This is a genomic window from Enterobacter cloacae complex sp. SHL001 (assembly GCF_049236825.1).
GTDB classification, from domain to species: Bacteria; Pseudomonadota; Gammaproteobacteria; order Enterobacterales; family Enterobacteriaceae; genus Enterobacter; species Enterobacter hormaechei_C.
Window position 1 is genome coordinate 40,423 of the sequence record NZ_JBMKIP010000010.1, and the last position, 16,686, is coordinate 57,108.

At 56.1% G+C, this 16,686-nt stretch carries 14 protein-coding genes; 5 read left to right on the top strand and 9 right to left on the bottom strand.

Features of this window, described 5'->3' with window-relative positions; all coding sequences use genetic code 11:
* Positions 1-25: 25 nt before the first annotated feature.
* Positions 26-1,339: a glutamate/aspartate:proton symporter GltP gene (gene gltP / locus ACOTYH_RS19975; protein WP_047052227.1), complete on the bottom strand. Its 1,314-nt coding sequence runs from the start codon at positions 1,337-1,339 to the stop codon at positions 26-28.
* Positions 1,340-1,762: 423 nt separating this feature from the next.
* On the opposite strand from gltP, the gene acs reads away from it, so the two are divergent.
* From acs to actP, 3 genes are all read left to right on the top strand, one after another.
* Complete coding sequence (acs, locus tag ACOTYH_RS19980) at positions 1,763-3,721, top strand: acetate--CoA ligase (protein ID WP_033488130.1); 1,959 nt, start codon at positions 1,763-1,765, stop codon at positions 3,719-3,721.
* Positions 3,722-3,849: 128 nt separating this feature from the next.
* Positions 3,850-4,164, top strand: coding sequence for a DUF485 domain-containing protein (locus tag ACOTYH_RS19985; protein ID WP_017382635.1), 315 nt, complete (start codon positions 3,850-3,852; stop codon positions 4,162-4,164).
* A complete protein-coding gene (gene actP / locus ACOTYH_RS19990; RefSeq protein ID WP_017382634.1) occupies positions 4,161-5,810 on the top strand; it encodes a cation/acetate symporter ActP in 1,650 nt (549 codons plus the stop codon). Before ACOTYH_RS19985 ends, actP begins: the two co-directional genes overlap by 4 nt.
* Positions 5,811-5,843: 33 nt before the next feature.
* On the opposite strand, the gene ACOTYH_RS19995 is transcribed toward actP, so the two are convergent.
* Complete coding sequence (locus tag ACOTYH_RS19995; RefSeq protein ID WP_017382633.1) at positions 5,844-6,533, bottom strand: LrgB family protein; 690 nt, start codon at positions 6,531-6,533, stop codon at positions 5,844-5,846.
* Positions 6,526-6,936 carry a CidA/LrgA family protein gene (locus ACOTYH_RS20000; RefSeq protein WP_160177208.1) on the bottom strand — a complete coding sequence of 137 codons (411 nt, stop codon included), beginning with the start codon at positions 6,934-6,936 and terminating at the stop codon, positions 6,526-6,528. Before ACOTYH_RS20000 ends, ACOTYH_RS19995 begins: the two co-directional genes overlap by 8 nt.
* 102 nt (positions 6,937-7,038) lie before the next feature.
* On the opposite strand from ACOTYH_RS20000, the gene ACOTYH_RS20005 reads away from it, so the two are divergent.
* Positions 7,039-7,953 carry a LysR family transcriptional regulator gene (locus ACOTYH_RS20005; protein ID WP_047726090.1) on the top strand — a complete coding sequence of 305 codons (915 nt, stop codon included), beginning with the start codon at positions 7,039-7,041 and terminating at the stop codon, positions 7,951-7,953.
* Positions 7,954-7,989: 36 nt separating this feature from the next.
* On the opposite strand, the gene ACOTYH_RS20010 is transcribed toward ACOTYH_RS20005, so the two are convergent.
* The 4 genes from ACOTYH_RS20010 to soxR form a co-directional block, all read right to left on the bottom strand.
* Positions 7,990-9,636: a Na+/H+ antiporter gene (locus tag ACOTYH_RS20010; protein WP_003860270.1), complete on the bottom strand. Its 1,647-nt coding sequence runs from the start codon at positions 9,634-9,636 to the stop codon at positions 7,990-7,992.
* Positions 9,637-9,788: 152 nt separating this feature from the next.
* Positions 9,789-11,138 (bottom strand): guanine/hypoxanthine transporter GhxP, encoded by a 1,350-nt coding sequence (ghxP, locus tag ACOTYH_RS20015; protein WP_006810466.1) that lies wholly within the window; start codon positions 11,136-11,138, stop codon positions 9,789-9,791.
* 297 nt (positions 11,139-11,435) lie between these two features.
* Entirely contained in the window at positions 11,436-12,107 is a 672-nt protein-coding gene (locus ACOTYH_RS20020; RefSeq protein WP_017694715.1) for a glutathione S-transferase family protein, read from the bottom strand.
* A gap of 356 nt (positions 12,108-12,463) precedes the next feature.
* On the bottom strand, positions 12,464-12,922 hold the full coding sequence (gene soxR / locus ACOTYH_RS20025; RefSeq protein WP_003860275.1) for a redox-sensitive transcriptional activator SoxR: 459 nt from the start codon (positions 12,920-12,922) through the stop codon (positions 12,464-12,466).
* A 98-nt stretch (positions 12,923-13,020) separates the two neighbouring features.
* Here soxR and soxS point away from each other — a divergent pair, with 98 nt between their 5' ends.
* Positions 13,021-13,347 (top strand): superoxide response transcriptional regulator SoxS, encoded by a 327-nt coding sequence (gene soxS / locus ACOTYH_RS20030; protein ID WP_003860277.1) that lies wholly within the window; start codon positions 13,021-13,023, stop codon positions 13,345-13,347.
* A 6-nt stretch (positions 13,348-13,353) separates the two neighbouring features.
* On the opposite strand, the gene ACOTYH_RS20035 is transcribed toward soxS, so the two are convergent.
* Both ACOTYH_RS20035 and ACOTYH_RS20040 read right to left on the bottom strand, forming a co-directional pair.
* Positions 13,354-14,919 (bottom strand): EAL domain-containing protein, encoded by a 1,566-nt coding sequence (locus ACOTYH_RS20035; protein ID WP_421637874.1) that lies wholly within the window; start codon positions 14,917-14,919, stop codon positions 13,354-13,356.
* 265 nt (positions 14,920-15,184) lie between these two features.
* The gene (locus tag ACOTYH_RS20040; protein WP_063135426.1) at positions 15,185-16,585 is read right to left on the bottom strand and encodes a sensor domain-containing diguanylate cyclase; all 1,401 of its coding nucleotides are present in this window, start codon (positions 16,583-16,585) and stop codon (positions 15,185-15,187) included.
* Between the last annotated feature and the right edge of the window lie 101 nt (positions 16,586-16,686).

Here is a 16,686-nt window from a genome sequence, read left to right on the forward strand (position 1 = left end):
GCGCAGCGCCACCGGGCTTAGAATGTTACTGGTCAGCCGTTTTATCAAAACGACCCAGCACCTCGCGTTCATACGCCAGCGCTTTTTTACGGTCGAACTTGTGTTCCCACTTGGAGATTACCAGCACCGCCAGCGCATTACCCACCACGTTCAGCGCAGTACGCGCCATGTCGAGGATACGGTCCACACCGGCAATAAACGCCAGGCCTTCCAGCGGAATACCGACGCTGCCCAGCGTCGCCAGCAGCACCACGAAGGAGACGCCCGGCACGCCTGCGATGCCTTTTGAAGTCACCATCAGCGTCAGAACCAGCACGATCTCCTGCCACAGCGACAGGTCAATGCCGTACAGCTGCGCGATAAAGATTGCCGCAATACTCTGATACAGCGTCGAACCATCCAGGTTAAAGGAGTAACCCGTTGGCACCACGAAGCTGGTAATGGACGCCGGCGCACCGTAGGCCTCCATCTTCTCAATGATACGCGGCAGTACGCTCTCGGAGCTTGCCGTGGAGTAGGCCAGAATCAGCTCATCCTTCAGGATGCGGATCAGGATCCAGATGCTGAGCCCGCACAGGCGCGCCACAATGCCCAGCACTACCAGCGCGAAGAACAGAATCGCGAAGTGCACCAGAATCACCAGCTTCGCCAGCGGCCACAGGGAGGCAAAGCCGAAGTTCGCCACGGTCACTGCAATCAGCGCGAATACCCCGACCGGCGCATAGCGCATCACCATATGGGTGACTTTGAACATGGTTTCGGAGATAGATCGGAACACGGTGACCAGCGGTTCACGGTGCGTCGCGGGCAGAGAAGAAAGCCCCAGACCAAACAGCACCGAGAAGAAGATGATCGGCAGCATTTCGCCCTTCGCCATGGACGCGATAATGTTGGTCGGCACCAGCGACAGAATAGTCCCCATCAGCCCATGCGAATGGCTCTGCACATCGGCGGTTGTGCTTTGGTATTTCGAAATATCCACCGTCGCCAGCTGCGACATATCGATCCCGGCACCAGGCTGGAACACATTCGCAAGGGTGATGCCAAGAACGATGGCAACCGTGGTGATCACTTCGAAATAGAGAATAGTTTTAACGCCGATGCGGCCTAACTGTTTCGCATCACCGACACCCGCGATACCGACCACCAGCGTCGAGATCACAATCGGCACAACAATCATCTTGATCAGATGAATAAAGATATCGCCCGCAGGGGAGAGAAGGTTCGCAATCAGCCACTCGCGGCTGTCGCTATGATAATGGAGGTAACTGCCCAGCAAGATGCCCAGCACAAGGGCCAGCAGGATCTGCCAGGCCAGGCTGACTTTCAAATTTTTCATAGAAACTGACTTCCTCAATGAAATCTCCGTACCATCAAAACTGCATGAATATGGAGACATACTGAAAGGGTATGAATTGTGTTGCGTTGGTTTATGGGATTTTTTAACGCGCCGTATGAGTATCATTTGCACGGCATGCTGCGCAAGCCTTAAAGAACAAGGCATTTCACTGCAAAAAGTGTCATTGACGGCAATTTATAGCAATTCGCATAAATAACCATTTGTTATACAAAATATTTTCACTTCAAAAAAGTGAATAATTCTTCAGGTGAATTATTTCCCTTCAAAGTTTCATTCGCTCAATTTTCATACTCTTCAGACATTGCGTGATCTGTCGCCCAAATACTAAACAAAGCTTGTAAAGCCCCTACTATTAACGTTTTTGCGACATATTATTAACATCTTACAAGGAGAAAAAAAGCCATGAGCCAAATACACAAACACGACATTCCCGCAAACATTGCGGACCGTTGCCTGATAAGCCCGGAGCAATACCAGGAGAAATACCAGCAGTCCGTTTCCAGCCCTGACGCATTCTGGGGTGAGCAGGGCCACATCCTCGACTGGATCAAACCTTATCAGAAGGTAAAGAACACCTCTTTCGCGCCGGGCAACGTCTCCATTAAATGGTATGAAGACGGCACGCTGAACCTGGCGGCGAACTGCCTGGACCGCCATCTTGCTGAACGCGGCAACGAAACGGCCATCATCTGGGAAGGCGACGATGCCTCTCAGAGTAAACACATCTCGTATAAAGAACTTCATCGCGACGTGTGCCGCTTTGCCAACGTGCTGCTGGCCCAGGGCATTAAAAAAGGCGATGTGGTGGCGATCTACATGCCAATGGTGCCGGAAGCGGCGGTGGCTATGCTGGCCTGCGCACGCATCGGCGCGATCCACTCCGTGATCTTCGGCGGCTTCTCCCCTGAAGCGGTTGCCGGGCGCATTGTTGACTCGAACTCGAAGCTGGTGATCACCGCTGACGAGGGCGTGCGCGCCGGGCGCGGTATCCCGCTGAAGAAAAACGTTGATGAAGCGCTGAAAAACCCGAACGTAAAATCCATCAACAACGTCATTGTCTTCAAACGCACGGGCGGCAAAATCGACTGGCACGAGGGGCGCGACCTGTGGTGGAGCGATCTGATTGAAAACGCGAGCGACCAGCATCAGCCTGAAGAGATGAACGCGGAAGATCCGCTGTTTATCCTGTATACCTCCGGCTCCACCGGTAAGCCGAAAGGCGTGCTGCATACCACCGGCGGCTATCTGGTTTACGCGGCCACCACCTTTAAATACGTTTTCGACTACCATCCGGGCGACATCTACTGGTGTACCGCCGACGTGGGCTGGGTGACCGGTCATAGCTACCTGCTGTACGGCCCGCTGGCCTGCGGCGCAACGACGCTGATGTTTGAAGGCGTACCGAACTGGCCGACCCCGGCGCGTATGTGCCAGGTGGTTGATAAGCATCAGGTCAACATTCTCTACACCGCGCCAACGGCGATCCGCGCGCTGATGGCAGAAGGAGATAAAGCCATCGAAGGGACCGACCGCTCTTCCCTGCGTATCCTCGGCTCCGTGGGCGAGCCGATCAACCCCGAAGCCTGGGAGTGGTACTGGAAGAAGATCGGCAACGAGAAGTGTCCGGTGATGGATACCTGGTGGCAGACCGAAACCGGCGGCTTCATGATCACCCCGATGCCGGGTGCCACGCAGCTGAAAGCCGGTTCGGCCACCCGTCCGTTCTTCGGCGTGCAGCCTGCGCTGGTGGACAACGAAGGCAATCCGCAGGAAGGCGCTACCGAGGGCAACCTGGTGATCGTCGATTCCTGGCCTGGCCAGGCGCGTACCCTGTTCGGCGACCATGAGCGCTTCGAGCAGACCTACTTCTCGACCTTCAAAAACATGTACTTCAGCGGCGACGGCGCGCGCCGGGATGAAGACGGTTATTACTGGATCACCGGACGCGTGGACGACGTGCTGAACGTCTCCGGCCACCGTCTGGGCACGGCGGAAATTGAGTCTGCGCTGGTGTCGCATCCGAAAATTGCCGAAGCGGCGGTTGTCGGCATTCCTCACAACATCAAAGGCCAGGCGATCTACGCCTACGTCACTCTGAACCACGGCGAAGAGCCGTCGCCAGAGCTGTATACCGAGGTGCGCAACTGGGTGCGTAAAGAGATCGGCCCGCTTGCCACGCCGGACGTGCTGCACTGGACCGACTCGCTGCCGAAAACCCGTTCCGGCAAGATTATGCGCCGTATCCTGCGCAAAATCGCGGCGGGCGACACCAGTAACCTCGGTGATACCTCAACGCTGGCCGATCCTGGCGTGGTGGACAAACTGCTCGAAGAGAAGCAGGCCATCGCAATGCCTTCCTAGTGTTTTCTCCCTCTCCCCGTGGGAGAGGGCCGGGGTGAGGGCATCAGACCGCACCTTCCTCCCCTCACCCTCTCCCCACAGGGGAGAGGGGATAAAAACAAACCAACCTTACTTCTGGAGACTCTGTGATGAATAACGATATTTGTCAGCAGATAGAGAATAGTGCGCACTACAGGGAGCTCGTCGAAAAACGGCAACGGTTTGCCTTCATCCTTTCCATCATCATGCTGATTATCTACGTCGGCTTTATTCTGCTGATCGCCTTTGCGCCGCACTGGCTGGGCACCCCGCTGCATGAGGGTACCAGCGTCACGCGCGGTATTCCGATTGGGATTGGCGTGATCATCATTTCGTTTGTGCTCACGGGTGTGTACGTCTGGCGTGCGAACGGTGAATTCGATCGTCTTAACAGAGAAGTTCTGCGCGAGGTAAAAGCATCATGAAGCGAGTCCTGACGGCGCTAGCCGCCACACTTCCCTTTGCTGCCCATGCGGCAGATGCCCTTACCGGCGAGGTTCAGCGCCAGCCAACCAACTGGCAGGCGATTATCATGTTCCTGATTTTCGTGGTGCTGACGCTGTACATCACCTACTGGGCGTCGAAACGCGTACGCTCCCGTAACGATTACTACACCGCGGGCGGCAACATTACCGGCTTCCAGAACGGGCTGGCGATCGCGGGGGACTTTATGTCCGCCGCCTCGTTCCTTGGGATCTCCGCGCTGGTGTATACCTCAGGGTATGACGGCCTGATCTACTCCCTCGGGTTCCTGGTGGGCTGGCCAATCATTCTGTTCCTGATTGCCGAGCGCCTGCGCAACCTGGGACGCTATACCTTTGCTGACGTCGCCTCCTATCGCCTGAAGCAGGGGCCGATTCGTACCCTCTCCGCCTGCGGTTCGCTGGTGGTGGTGGCGCTCTATCTGATCGCCCAGATGGTGGGCGCGGGCAAACTGATCGAGCTGCTGTTCGGCCTGAACTACCACGTCGCGGTGGTGCTGGTAGGCGTGCTGATGGTGATGTACGTCCTGTTCGGCGGCATGCTGGCCACCACCTGGGTACAGATCATCAAAGCGGTACTGCTGCTGTTCGGCGCCAGCTTTATGGCCTTTATGGTGATGAAGCACGTCGGGTTCAGCTTCAATAATCTGTTTACCGAAGCGATGGCGGTCCACCCGAAAGGGGAAGCGATCATGAGCCCGGGCGGGCTGGTGAAAGATCCGATATCCGCGCTCTCGCTCGGTCTCGGCCTGATGTTCGGTACCGCTGGCCTGCCGCATATCCTGATGCGTTTCTTCACGGTGTCAGATGCGCGTGAAGCGCGTAAAAGCGTGTTCTACGCCACCGGGTTTATGGGCTACTTCTACATTCTGACCTTTATCATCGGCTTCGGCGCAATCATGCTGGTGGGGGCAAACCCGGCGTTTAAAGACGCGGCGGGCGCGCTTATCGGCGGTAACAACATGGCGGCGGTGCATCTGGCCGACGCGGTGGGCGGCAACCTGTTCCTCGGCTTTATCTCTGCCGTGGCCTTTGCCACCATCCTCGCGGTGGTTGCAGGGCTGACGCTGGCCGGCGCGTCGGCGGTTTCGCATGACCTCTACGCCAACGTCTTCCGCAAAGGCGCAAGCGAGCGCGATGAGCTGAAAGTCTCCAAAATCACCGTGCTGGTGCTGGGCGTCGTCGCCATCCTGCTGGGGATTTTGTTCGAGAAGCAGAACATCGCCTTTATGGTCGGGCTGGCCTTCTCGATTGCGGCAAGCTGTAACTTCCCGATCATTCTGCTCTCCATGTACTGGTCAAAACTGACCACCCGTGGGGCGATGATCGGCGGCTGGCTGGGCCTGCTGACGGCGGTGATTCTGATGATCCTCGGCCCGACCATCTGGGTGCAGATCCTCGGTCACGAAAGCGCTATCTTCCCGTATGAATACCCGGCGCTGTTCTCCATTGCCGTGGCGTTTATCGGGATCTGGATCTTCTCTGCCACCGATAATTCACCGGAGGGTAACCTGGAGCGTGAAAAATTCCGCGCCCAGTTTATCCGCTCGCAAACCGGCCTGGGCGTTGAGCAGGGCCGCGCGCACTAAGCCTTTTCTCCCCGGTCGCTCTGGCCGGGGAGCTTAAAACATCACCCACGCCACCAGCGGCGCAATCAGCACCATCGTGACGCCCGAAAGCATCATCACCAGGCTCGCGACAACGCCCTCCTGCTGTCCCAGCTCATACGAACGTGCCGTCCCCGCCCCGTGCGACGCCGCACCAAACCCCGCGCCTTTCGCCATCCCTTCGCGAATGGAAAGCCGCAGAAACAGCACATCCCCCACTGCCATGCCGAACACGCCCGTCACCACCACAAACAGCGCCACCAGATCCGGCTGGCCACCGAGCGGTTTGGCGGCTGCCAGCGCAAACGGCGTGGTCACCGAACGCACCGCCAGGCTGCGCTGGATTTCATCCGACAGGGTAAACAGCCGCGCCAGCCAGACCGAGCTGCACACCGCCACCACCGTCGCGGTGACGACGCCCGCGCCGAGCGACATCCAGTGGCGTCTGATAATGGCGAGGTTGTCATAAACGGGTACGGCGAAGGCGATGGTCGCCGGGCCGAGCAGCCACAGCAGCCAGTGGGATTCGCCAATGTAGTTCTGCCAGGAGATATGGCCGAAGACCAGCATCAGCACCAGCAGGATCGGCGTAAAGACCAGCGGCATCAGCGGCAGCGCGCGAAAGCGGCGATACAGGCGCTTGTTGGCAAAGTAGATGACGACTGTCGCAATCAGGCACAGCACGCTTATCTGAAAGTTAGTCATGCGTCTGCCTGCTGATTTCAAAGCGATACACTTTATCCACCACCCAGGCGGTGGCGCCCAGCACCATCAGCGTGCTCAGGGCGATAACCGCAAAGATGCGCCAGCCGTCGACCATCAGCAGCTGGGCATAGTTCACCACCGCCACCACGGCCGGCACAAAGAACAGCAGCATCTCCGCCAGCAGCCAGCGTGCGCCGGCCCGCACCCAGCTAAGGGGCAACGCGCGACAGAGGATCAGCGTCAGCAACAGCACCATCCCCACCAGGTTGGCGGGTAAAGGCAGATGCAGCCAGTCGACAAGATATTCCGCGAAAACAAACAGTCCCGCGTAAAGCAGTACCTGAACCGATACCTGGAGTCGTTGAACAACGGCAGGCGTAACACGGCTTAACGCCACGGCCATGGGGGTTTTCCTCAGAAATGAGACGAGGCGCCAGTATAGTGAGCGTACGGTATCGACTGAAATGAATTAAAATCATCGAAGGTATAGTTTCGAGGAATAATCATGGACATAAGAACGCTGCGCTATTTTGTCGAGGTGGTTCGCCAGCAAAGTTTTACCCGCGCAGCGGAGAAGTTATTCGTAACCCAGCCAACCATCAGCAAGATGCTGAAAAACCTCGAAGATGAGCTGAACTGTACCCTGCTGATCCGCGACGGGCGCAAGCTGCTGCTGACCGATACCGGTCGCGTGGTGTTCGAGCGCGGGCTGGCAATTCTGGCGGAGTTCCGCCAGCTGGAGGCCGAGCTTGGGGACATCAACCATCTGACAAAAGGGCTGCTGCGGCTCGGTATTCCGCCGATGGTCGGCATGATGATGGCCGGTCCGATAAGCCTGTTTCGTCAGCGCTATCCCGGCGTTGAGCTAAAAATTTCTGAATTTGGCGGCCTGACCGTGCAGCAGGCGGTGATGAACGGTGAACTGGACGTGGCCATGACGGCCCTTCCCGTGGAGGAGGAAAGCGGCCTGGCGACGCTGCCTCTGTTCAGCCATCCGCTGTGCGTGCTGGTGCCGCGCTCCGGCGACTGGCTGAAGATTGAGTCAGTAAACCCCGAGCTGCTCGGCGAACACCCGCTGCTGATTTACAACGAAGATTTTGCCTTAAGCCGCCAGCTGATGGCGCTGTTTAACCAGCATAACGTGAAGCCGCGCATTGCGGTGCGCAGCGGCCAGTGGGATTTTCTGGCGGCGATGGTACAGGCGGGCGTGGGGATTGCCATTCTGCCGCAGCCGATCTGCGAGCGGCTGGATAAAAATACGCTGCGCTGGATCCCGCTGGAGAGCGACCTGCACTGGCAGCTGGGGATGATCTGGCGTGAAGGGGTCTATCTGTCGCACAGCGCCCAGGCGTGGTTGCAATGTTGTGAGGGGTTTTGGGTACCCTCACCCACAGGGAGAGGGTACCGATCGAGCACGTAGGCCAGGTAAGCGCAGCGCCACCGGGCAATTACAGCGCTACTGATTCTCTATCAACAACGCTTCCAGCAGATCCAGATCGTGCAGCAGCTTTTGCAGCGTCTCGTTACTGATCTGCCGCGTGGCGCGCAGGTGATACAGCTCGGCACGCTCGGAGCGCAGCGCCGCCAGGCGGAAACGGCGTTCGAGGTTCTCTTCCTGCAACGAACTTTCCACGTCGTTACGTCCGTCAGCACGGCGACGCAAATTACCGATCACGCGTGAACTGACTTCCTTCAGCAGCTGGTTATCAATGTTCTCTTCGGCATCGGCGGCCAGACGCTCCTCCATCTTCTCGATGGCGACAATCGCCACTTCCGCCGTCGCCGCACGGGCAATCCGCTCTTCTTTGTGCTGTTGCGAGGAGTCCCCCGCGTCAATATGTTGCAGCAGAATCGGCAGCATAATCACGCCGACAAACAGGGAGAAGAGGATCACCCCCGCCGCCAGGAACACCAGCTCGTAGCGCGCCGGGAAGACGTCACCCGTCGGCAGCAGCAGAGGAATGGAGAGGACACCAGCAAGGGTGATCGCCCCGCGCACGCCCGCGAAAGAGGCAATCAGCAGCTCGCGCGTGGTCCACGAGCCAAACTCCATCGGCTTTTTGGTCAGGAAGCGAACGCTGAATTTCTTCATCGTCCACAGCCAGCCGAAACGCACCAGCATCAGCGCAAGGTAGATGAGCACGATATCGGTAAACAGCATCCAGACTTCAACGTTTGGATCCGCTTCGGCCGCAATCAGCGAGGATTCCATAATGCCCGGCAGTTGCAGGCCCAACAGCAGGAACACCATGCCGTTAAACACAAACTCGAGCATAGCCCAGGTACTGTTCGCGCGCAGGCGCATCGCCAGCGGCGCGCGCCGCATAACGCCGGAGCGGGTGATGGTCATCCCCGCGGCTACCGCCGCCAGAATGCCCGACACGCCAATGTGTTCGGCAATCAGGTAAGAGGCAAACGGCAGCAGGAACAGCAGGACGATCTGCGTCGCCGGTTCATCACCACCCCAGCGGCTAAGGAAGCGCAGCGAGCGTCCGTACAGCCAGCTCACTACGAAGCCCGCGAGGATACCGCCAATCGCCACCTTGAAGAATTCCAGGGTCGCGCCGCCGACGGTAAAGACCATGGTGCCCATGGCAACCGCCACGGCAAACTTGAGGGCGACCAGGCCAGAAGCGTCGTTCATCAGCGCCTCGCCCTGCAAAATGCCCATGATTTTCTTTGGAATGCGCCCTTCGCCCACAATGCCGGACAGCGCCACGGCGTCGGTAGGCGACAGCACGGCGGCCAGCGCAAAGGCGGGTATGAGCGGGATCCCCGGTACGGCCCAGTAGATCAGAAAACCAATCCCGACCACGGTGACCACCACCAGCGCCAGCGCCAGGCCGAAGATCTCTCGCCCGTGCTCCAGAAATTCGCGCGTCGGCGTTTTCCAGCCATCGGCAAACAGCAGCGGCGGGATAAACAGCACGAGGAACAGTTCCGGATCGAACTCCACGTGCAGACCGAACGTCGGCCACGCCAGCAGCGCACCGATAGCTATTTGCATTAAAGGCAGGGGGACCTGGAAGGGCAGTACGCGTGTAACCACCCCGGATAATGAGACCACAAGGGTCATGATGAGTATTGTGAAGAAAATTTCCATGCGTTCCCTGTTTGCTGTGTTTCTTATATGCCAAACCTGAGGCGTCGTGCCTCTTATTCTATCCTCTCCAGAGTAACGTAAAAGGCAACAGGATGAGTCCTGAAAATAAAAACGGGCGGCCTGAGCCACCCGTTTTCGCATAAAAAGTCAATTCAGATGGCCCAGCCGCCCGCGTAGAACGCCACCAGCGCAACGGCGATGACCACGGTACCGATGTTCAGCTTACGCCACTCACCGGAGACCAGACGCCCAATCACCAGCGAGGCGAAGCCGATCATAATGCCGGTCACGATGTTACAGGTCAGCACGATGAATACCGCAGTGATCAGGCCTGACATGGCATCAACAAAATCCGCGAAGTCGATTTTCGCCACGTTGCTCAGCATCAGCAGGCCGACGTACATCAGCGCAGGTGCGGTCGCGTAAGCCGGCACCAGATAAGAGAGCGGAGAGAGGAACAGGATCAGCAGGAACAGCACGCCAACGGTGATGGCCGTCAGGCCGGTTTTACCGCCTGCCGCCGTACCCGCTGCGGACTCAATGTACACCGCCGCAGGCGCCGCACCTACCAGGCCAGAGAAAACGCTGCTCAGGGAGTCGGTGGTCAGCGCTTTGCCGCCGTCAATAATCTGTCCGTCTTTATCCAGCAGGTTAGCCTGACCGGCCACCGCGCGGATGGTGCCCGTGGCATCAAACACCGCGGTCATTACCAGCGCCAGCACGCTTGGCAGGATCACCGGGTTCAGCGCGCCCACAATATCCAGGCTGCCAATCAGGGAGTTGCCTTTGTCATCACTCAGCGACGGCATGGCGAAAATCCCGGAGAAATGAACGGTCGGGTCGAAGATCAGGCCGACGATGGACACGCCGATAATGGTCAGCAGAATGCCGCCCGGCACTTTCAGTTTTTCCAGGCCAATGATCACCGCCAGACCCACCAGCGACATGATCACCGGGAAGCTCGCGAAGTTACCCAGCGCAACCGGCAGGCCGTCCAGCGGGTTCTTGATGACCAGACCCACGCCGTTGGCAGCGATCAGCAGCAGGAACAGGCCAATACCGATGCCGGTGCCGTGCGCCACGCCCTGCGGCAGGTTGCGCAAAATCCAGCTACGAATGCCGGTTGCTGAAATTACGGTGAACAGCACGCCCATCAGGAACACGGCGCCGAGCGCTACCGGGACGCTGATATGCTGGCCCAGCACCAGGCTGAAGGCGGTAAACGCGGTCAGGGAGATGGCGCACCCGATCGCCAGCGGCAGGTTCGCCCACAGGCCCATCACAATCGAACCCACACCCGCAACCAGGCAGGTGGCAACGAAGACCGCCGCTGGCGGGAAGCCCGCTTTGCCGAGCATGCCTGGCACCACGATGACGGAGTACACCATCGCCAGAAACGTGGTCAGACCGGCAACAACTTCCTGGCGCACGGTGCTGCCGCGAGCAGAAATTTTAAACATGGCGTCAAGTGAACCGCCGGTACGCGCAGATGGCGTAGACATAGAAAACATCCCCTGAAAATTTTTATTGAAAGTCCGTAAGCGTGGTGGAGACTCCACTGCCAGCGAAACGTCAAATCCTTGTGCTGCGTTTGCGACGAAAGGGGCGTCACAAAAAAAGCAAACGTTTAGCTCCGCGCTTACAAAACGGGTGGTCAAATGTAGGCAAACGATTATCTAGCCTAATACCCGCCCTTTTCAACTGAACTTTCTCGTTTTTCGCTAAAATTGCCTCATGACGATGAAGAATTAAGCAGAGGATGCGCAAACGTTATCGTCCATGCGCAATTTCGTTACATTTCATCCCTCGCCGGGGATTGTCAGCGGGCCGCCTTTCGCAAGCGTTGTCTGCCAGCCCGGACGTGCCTCCACTCTCTGTTTCCACGCCGCTATGTGGTCGAGATTGTCGATGCCGCCTCTCGCCAGCAGGGCGAAGAGGGGAAAACTCATCTGGATATCAGCCATGGTCAGCGTGTCGCCGGCAAACCAGCTGTTTTCGGCAAGATGATCGTTAATAAAGCGCGCATGCGTTTCCAGCTGGCGGTTGAGATACGCTTTTTGCACCCCCTGCCCCAGCGCCTTACCCAGCGTGCGCAGGCCAAACGGGACGGGTGGTTTGCCGAGGCTGTTAAACACCAGCTTCATTAACAGGAGCGGCATCAAAGACCCTTCAGCGTAATGCAGCCAGAAGCGATACTGCACTTTATGGGCGGGATCTAACGGTTTGAATCGTGACGCCGAATCGTACGTTTCCTGAAGATATTCCAGAATCGCGCCTGATTCGGCCAGCACCAGTCCGTTATCTTCCAGTACCGGGGATTTCCCCAGCGGATGCACTTTTTTGAGCGAATCCGGTGCAAGCATGGATTTCTCGCGCTGGTAGCGCACAATCTCATACGTCAGACCCAGCTCTTCCAGCGCCCAGAGGACGCGATGTGAACGAGACTGATTAAGGTGGTGGACCGTTAGCATGATGTTCTCCGGTGATTCATACTTTTTAACTATAGAAAACTGAACAACTTCACGAAAAAAATTCGGCTAAAATCTCACCGTCTCCGGTGGCAAAAACGGCGGCCGGGCATAGAATTAAAGTGTCAATACAAACCGGAACCTCCTCCACAAGCTCGACACGAGGGGTACTGATGTCGGGGGAAACCCTCCCGTGAGCCAGCGGGATAGAGAGAAAGACAAAGACCGGAAAAAACTAAAGCGCCCTTAGTGGCGCTTTAGTTTTTTATGCTTATTGCCGGGTGGCGGCTGCGCCTTACCCGGCCTGCAAAACCGAGAGCGTAGGCCGGGTAAGCGAAGCGCCATCCGGCAAATACCTCTCAATCCTCCTCCAGCAACCGCGCCCCCGTTCCCTGCTCGCCCAGCCTGTCACCCGGGTTACGCAGCGGACAATCGCTGCGTGATAAACACCCGCAACCAATGCAGCCGTCCAGCTCATCGCGCAGGGCCACCAGCGTGTGAATACGACGATCCAGCTCTTCTCGCCACTGGGACGACAGCTGCTTCCACTCCTTCGCGCTCAGCGAGTGCCCTTCCGGCAATACGCCGAACGCGTCACCGATGGTGGCCAGAGGAATGCCGATACGTTGCGCAATTTTGATGATCGCCACGTAGCGGAGCACATCGCGGGTGTAGCGCCGCTGGTTTCCGGCGTTACGGATACTTTTTATTAACCCTTTGCTTTCATAGAAGTGGAGTGCCGACACCGCCACACCGCTTCGCTTAGCCACTTCACCGGGGGTTAACAGCGCTTTGATGCGCGGTAATCTCTTTTCCATAAAACCTCTTTACCTCAAGTTAACTTGAGGAATTATACTCCCCCGCAGAGAAAACGACGAATCAACCAGGACAGATGTCTCCACAGAGGGGTAACCTTATGTCGCATCAGCAAATTATTCAGACACTTATTGAATGGATTGATGAACATATCGACCAGCCGTTGAACATTGATGTGGTCGCTAAGAAGTCGGGCTATTCGAAATGGTATTTACAGAGAATGTTCCGCACCGTAATGCATCAAACGCTGGGTGATTACATTCGCCAGCGCAGGCTCCTGCTGGCGGCGCAGGCGTTACGCTCAACGCAGCGGCCCATTTTTGATATCGCAATGGATCTGGGCTATGTGTCGCAGCAGACCTTTTCCCGCGTCTTCCGCCGCGAGTTTGACCGTACGCCGAGCGACTACCGCCATCAGCTCAATTAATGCGTGTTAACGCAAGGGTTGCTGCTGCCAGGCCATAAATGCCTGGGGCGGCATCGCTTTCGCGAAGTGCCATCCCTGACAATACTGCACGCCACGCTTCAGCAACCAGCTCACCTGCTCCCCCGTCTCGACCCCTTCCGCAATGGTTTTCAGCCGCAGGCTTTGCGCCATCTCAATGATGTGCTCGGCAATCAGGTGGCTGGTGCTATTGGTGGTTAAGGTATCGATAAAGGATTTGTCGATTTTCAGGATATCGACGTTCAGCGAATAGAGGTTATGCAGGTTAGAGTAGCCGGTTCCGAAATCATCAATCGCCACTTCATACCCCGCCTGGCGAAACGCCTGAATGACCGGCGTGGTTTTCGGCACGTCAATAAACCCCCGCTCCGTCACCTCAATTTTGATTTGCTGCGCGCGAACCGAGTAAAAGCGGGCTTTGTCGGAGATCAGGGCGATAAGACGCGAAGAGTGAAAATCCGACGCCGACAGGTTAATCGAGACATACAGATCGAGATGAGCGGCAAGAAAATGGCCCAGATCGCTGAACACCTCCTCCACGACGTAATCCGTAATGCGCTCAATCATCCCCTCTTTTTCTGCCAGGGGAATAAATTCCGCCGGGCTCATAACCTGACCGTTGAATCCAGGCCAGCGCAACAACGCCTCTGCCCCCACGCACTGGTTATTTTTAATATCAATAATGGGCTGATAATGGACGCACAGCTGGCGTTTATTCAGCGCCCGGTGCAGAAGTCGGCCAGGCGAATTGAATTCACGGTGTGTACGCGACCACACCAGCAGAATAATAATGCTGCAAATTATCCCCAGCGGTAGCGTCAGGGTAGCCTGATGATAAAGCGTTTTATAAAAACGGGCGCTGGAGGTTGAAACGATGGCCGCAATCGGCCGCTGCCCGGATTTCACGATCGTATAAAAACGGTCACCTTTCTGAAAAGTCGTTTCCTGATGTCGAAGCATCGAATGCAATAAAGAAATATTGGCTTTCTGGCTTACAGAAAAGAATGCATTGCTGACGGTGTCATACACCCCCCACGACAGGGAACGATCGTCTGACATCACCTCACTGTACGAAAGCGGGTTGACCACTGCGACATAATTTCCGCGCTGCATATATATCATTTTATAACCATCAAAAAATGGCGTATCGCGAAAATAATAGATAGCAACGTCGGGTTTACGTGTGTAATTGGCAGCGGGAATGGTGTAAGGATGATCCGGCGTAAAAAGGGTCGAGCAGAGAAACGACTGGCCTTCAGCATAAATTAAATCGGCAACAAAAAGACGACCGCGGGAAACGTTCAACATATATTGACGATGCTCCGGCGTACACACTTTTCCCTGATATTTTTCCGCGTCTTCCCGGGCCAGATCAACCTGTTGAATAACCCGTTCAGTTTTGTTTAAAGCAAGTTCAGCAAACGTGCGCAGCTGGGCGCTGATTTCCGACACGGCTCTAAGCTGGGCAAACCATAGCGCAAGCATCACCGGCAGCATAACTACCATGATAATCCCGACCACTTTGAGCATGTTGCGCAGCGCGCTACGATTCATTTCCCGCTCTGTATCCCTGCATGTTGTACGCCTGTAGCAATGAAGACCGGCTGCTTTGATAAACAGGTGATTACGTTGCATGAATCATGGGAAGTTAGCAACTGACTTTTGGTATTAAAAATCCTAAAATTCGTGATGCCGATAATATTTTCCCGTAAGCCAAACTAAAAGTATTCATTTCGTTTCTGATAAGGAAAATAATTACCCGCGACAGGTGTGGAAAATTCGCTGGCTGAAATAGCCTGCTCTTTGTTCTTATGCTGATTTATAAATAATCAGACGCCAGGACCGTTTTTCCTCTTCCCGTACGCTTGGCGTCATATAATGCCTTATCGGCACGCATCAGTATGGCAGAAGTATCCCGTTGCCCCTGACAGACTTCAACCACCCCGGCGCTGAAAGAGAGTACCAGCGTTTTATCGCCCACACGCAGCGGTTTTGAGATCAGCGCGGCACGCAGCCGGGAAGAGAGCAACGTAGCGGCCATACCATCCGTGTGCGCCAGCAGAAGAACAAACTCTTCGCCCCCCACCCGTCCCAGCGCCGACCCGGCCGGGCTCACCTCGCGAATACGGTCGCAAAAGTGGATCAATGCCGCATCGCCAACCTGATGTCCCCACCGATCGTTGATCTGCTTGAAATAATCGAGATCGAACATCAGGAGACAGAAGTGGCTACTGACATCCTGCGGCGAACTGGCTGCCAGCGCTATTTTGAGACGCTGTAAGATTGTCGAGCGATTCAGACAGCCCGTCAGATCGTCCGTGGTGGCTTTGACGGTCAGCTGCTGTTCTGCTTTTTTACGTTCGGTGATATCCAGGCCAATGTTGAGAATGGAGTTATCCGGCAAAAGGATGTTTGACCAGAGAATGGTTAACTGCGTCCCGTCTTTACGCACCGGGTGCCATTCGTACATATCCTTAAGTGGTGCGAAACGAACCGACTCCTGCACGCGCTGCCGCTCCTCAGGATCCGGGTAAAACAGGGCCAGCGGATCGGGATGCTCGCCGATTTCAGTCATACTCCAGCCAAAGACTTTTTCGCATTCGGCATTCCACAAAACACACCGGTTATGCCTGTCAAAGGCGTTCATTAATACCGGAGCACGCTCAAATAAGGTTTTATATTGCGTGACGACGCGCTGCATTTCCTGCGCCGTTTTTTCCCGCACGATGATGTCATCAAAATAATCTTTTAGCTTCTCAACCAATACCACCACGATATTTTTCAATATCGGCAACGAGGTCAGTTTTTCATTAAAAGCCAAAAAGAAATAACCACTGCACTGTCTGCCATGCGCTGAGAATTTACACAGCACGCCGCTTTGCAGCCGCGCATAGCCTGGGTGCTGATGGGAAAATACCGCCCGGCCAATATGCTCTTTCCAGTAGATCACCCGCCAGGCGCGCTGATGCCGCTGCAACAGGGTGCTGGCAAGAAAATCCGCCACGTTAAAGGCGTGACACGTCACGTCGCCGGCACAAACCACGCGCGGCCCGTCTGCGGATTCGACACTGACCCATGAGAGATTTGCCCCCAGTGCGCTGTTGATAATTTCCAGCATTTCAACTGGCGAACACTGCGCGTTGAGTTGCGGCATCAGCTTCGCCAGGGCATGCAGCGCCTGCATGCTGTCGTTAATAATCTCGCGTCTTTTTTCTTTCATTATCTTTTCGCAGGTCATTAATCGAGAGAGCAACCGCAATAATTCATATCTGAATAAAAGAATAAGACCACGAAATCAAAGAGCATGCTGAGTGTAAAACA

Coding starts and splice junctions, on each gene's coding strand:
- gltP (WP_047052227.1), bottom strand. CDS start 1,339: ATGAAAAATTTGAAAGTCAGCCTGGCCTGGCAGATCCTGCTGGCCCTT.
- acs (WP_033488130.1), top strand. CDS start 1,763: ATGAGCCAAATACACAAACACGACATTCCCGCAAACATTGCGGACCGT.
- ACOTYH_RS19985 (WP_017382635.1), top strand. CDS start 3,850: ATGAATAACGATATTTGTCAGCAGATAGAGAATAGTGCGCACTACAGG.
- actP (WP_017382634.1), top strand. CDS start 4,161: ATGAAGCGAGTCCTGACGGCGCTAGCCGCCACACTTCCCTTTGCTGCC.
- ACOTYH_RS19995 (WP_017382633.1), bottom strand. CDS start 6,533: ATGACTAACTTTCAGATAAGCGTGCTGTGCCTGATTGCGACAGTCGTC.
- ACOTYH_RS20000 (WP_160177208.1), bottom strand. CDS start 6,936: ATGGCCGTGGCGTTAAGCCGTGTTACGCCTGCCGTTGTTCAACGACTC.
- ACOTYH_RS20005 (WP_047726090.1), top strand. CDS start 7,039: ATGGACATAAGAACGCTGCGCTATTTTGTCGAGGTGGTTCGCCAGCAA.
- ACOTYH_RS20010 (WP_003860270.1), bottom strand. CDS start 9,636: ATGGAAATTTTCTTCACAATACTCATCATGACCCTTGTGGTCTCATTA.
- ghxP (WP_006810466.1), bottom strand. CDS start 11,138: ATGTCTACGCCATCTGCGCGTACCGGCGGTTCACTTGACGCCATGTTT.
- ACOTYH_RS20020 (WP_017694715.1), bottom strand. CDS start 12,107: ATGCTAACGGTCCACCACCTTAATCAGTCTCGTTCACATCGCGTCCTC.
- soxR (WP_003860275.1), bottom strand. CDS start 12,922: ATGGAAAAGAGATTACCGCGCATCAAAGCGCTGTTAACCCCCGGTGAA.
- soxS (WP_003860277.1), top strand. CDS start 13,021: ATGTCGCATCAGCAAATTATTCAGACACTTATTGAATGGATTGATGAA.
- ACOTYH_RS20035 (WP_421637874.1), bottom strand. CDS start 14,919: ATGAATCGTAGCGCGCTGCGCAACATGCTCAAAGTGGTCGGGATTATC.
- ACOTYH_RS20040 (WP_063135426.1), bottom strand. CDS start 16,585: ATGAAAGAAAAAAGACGCGAGATTATTAACGACAGCATGCAGGCGCTG.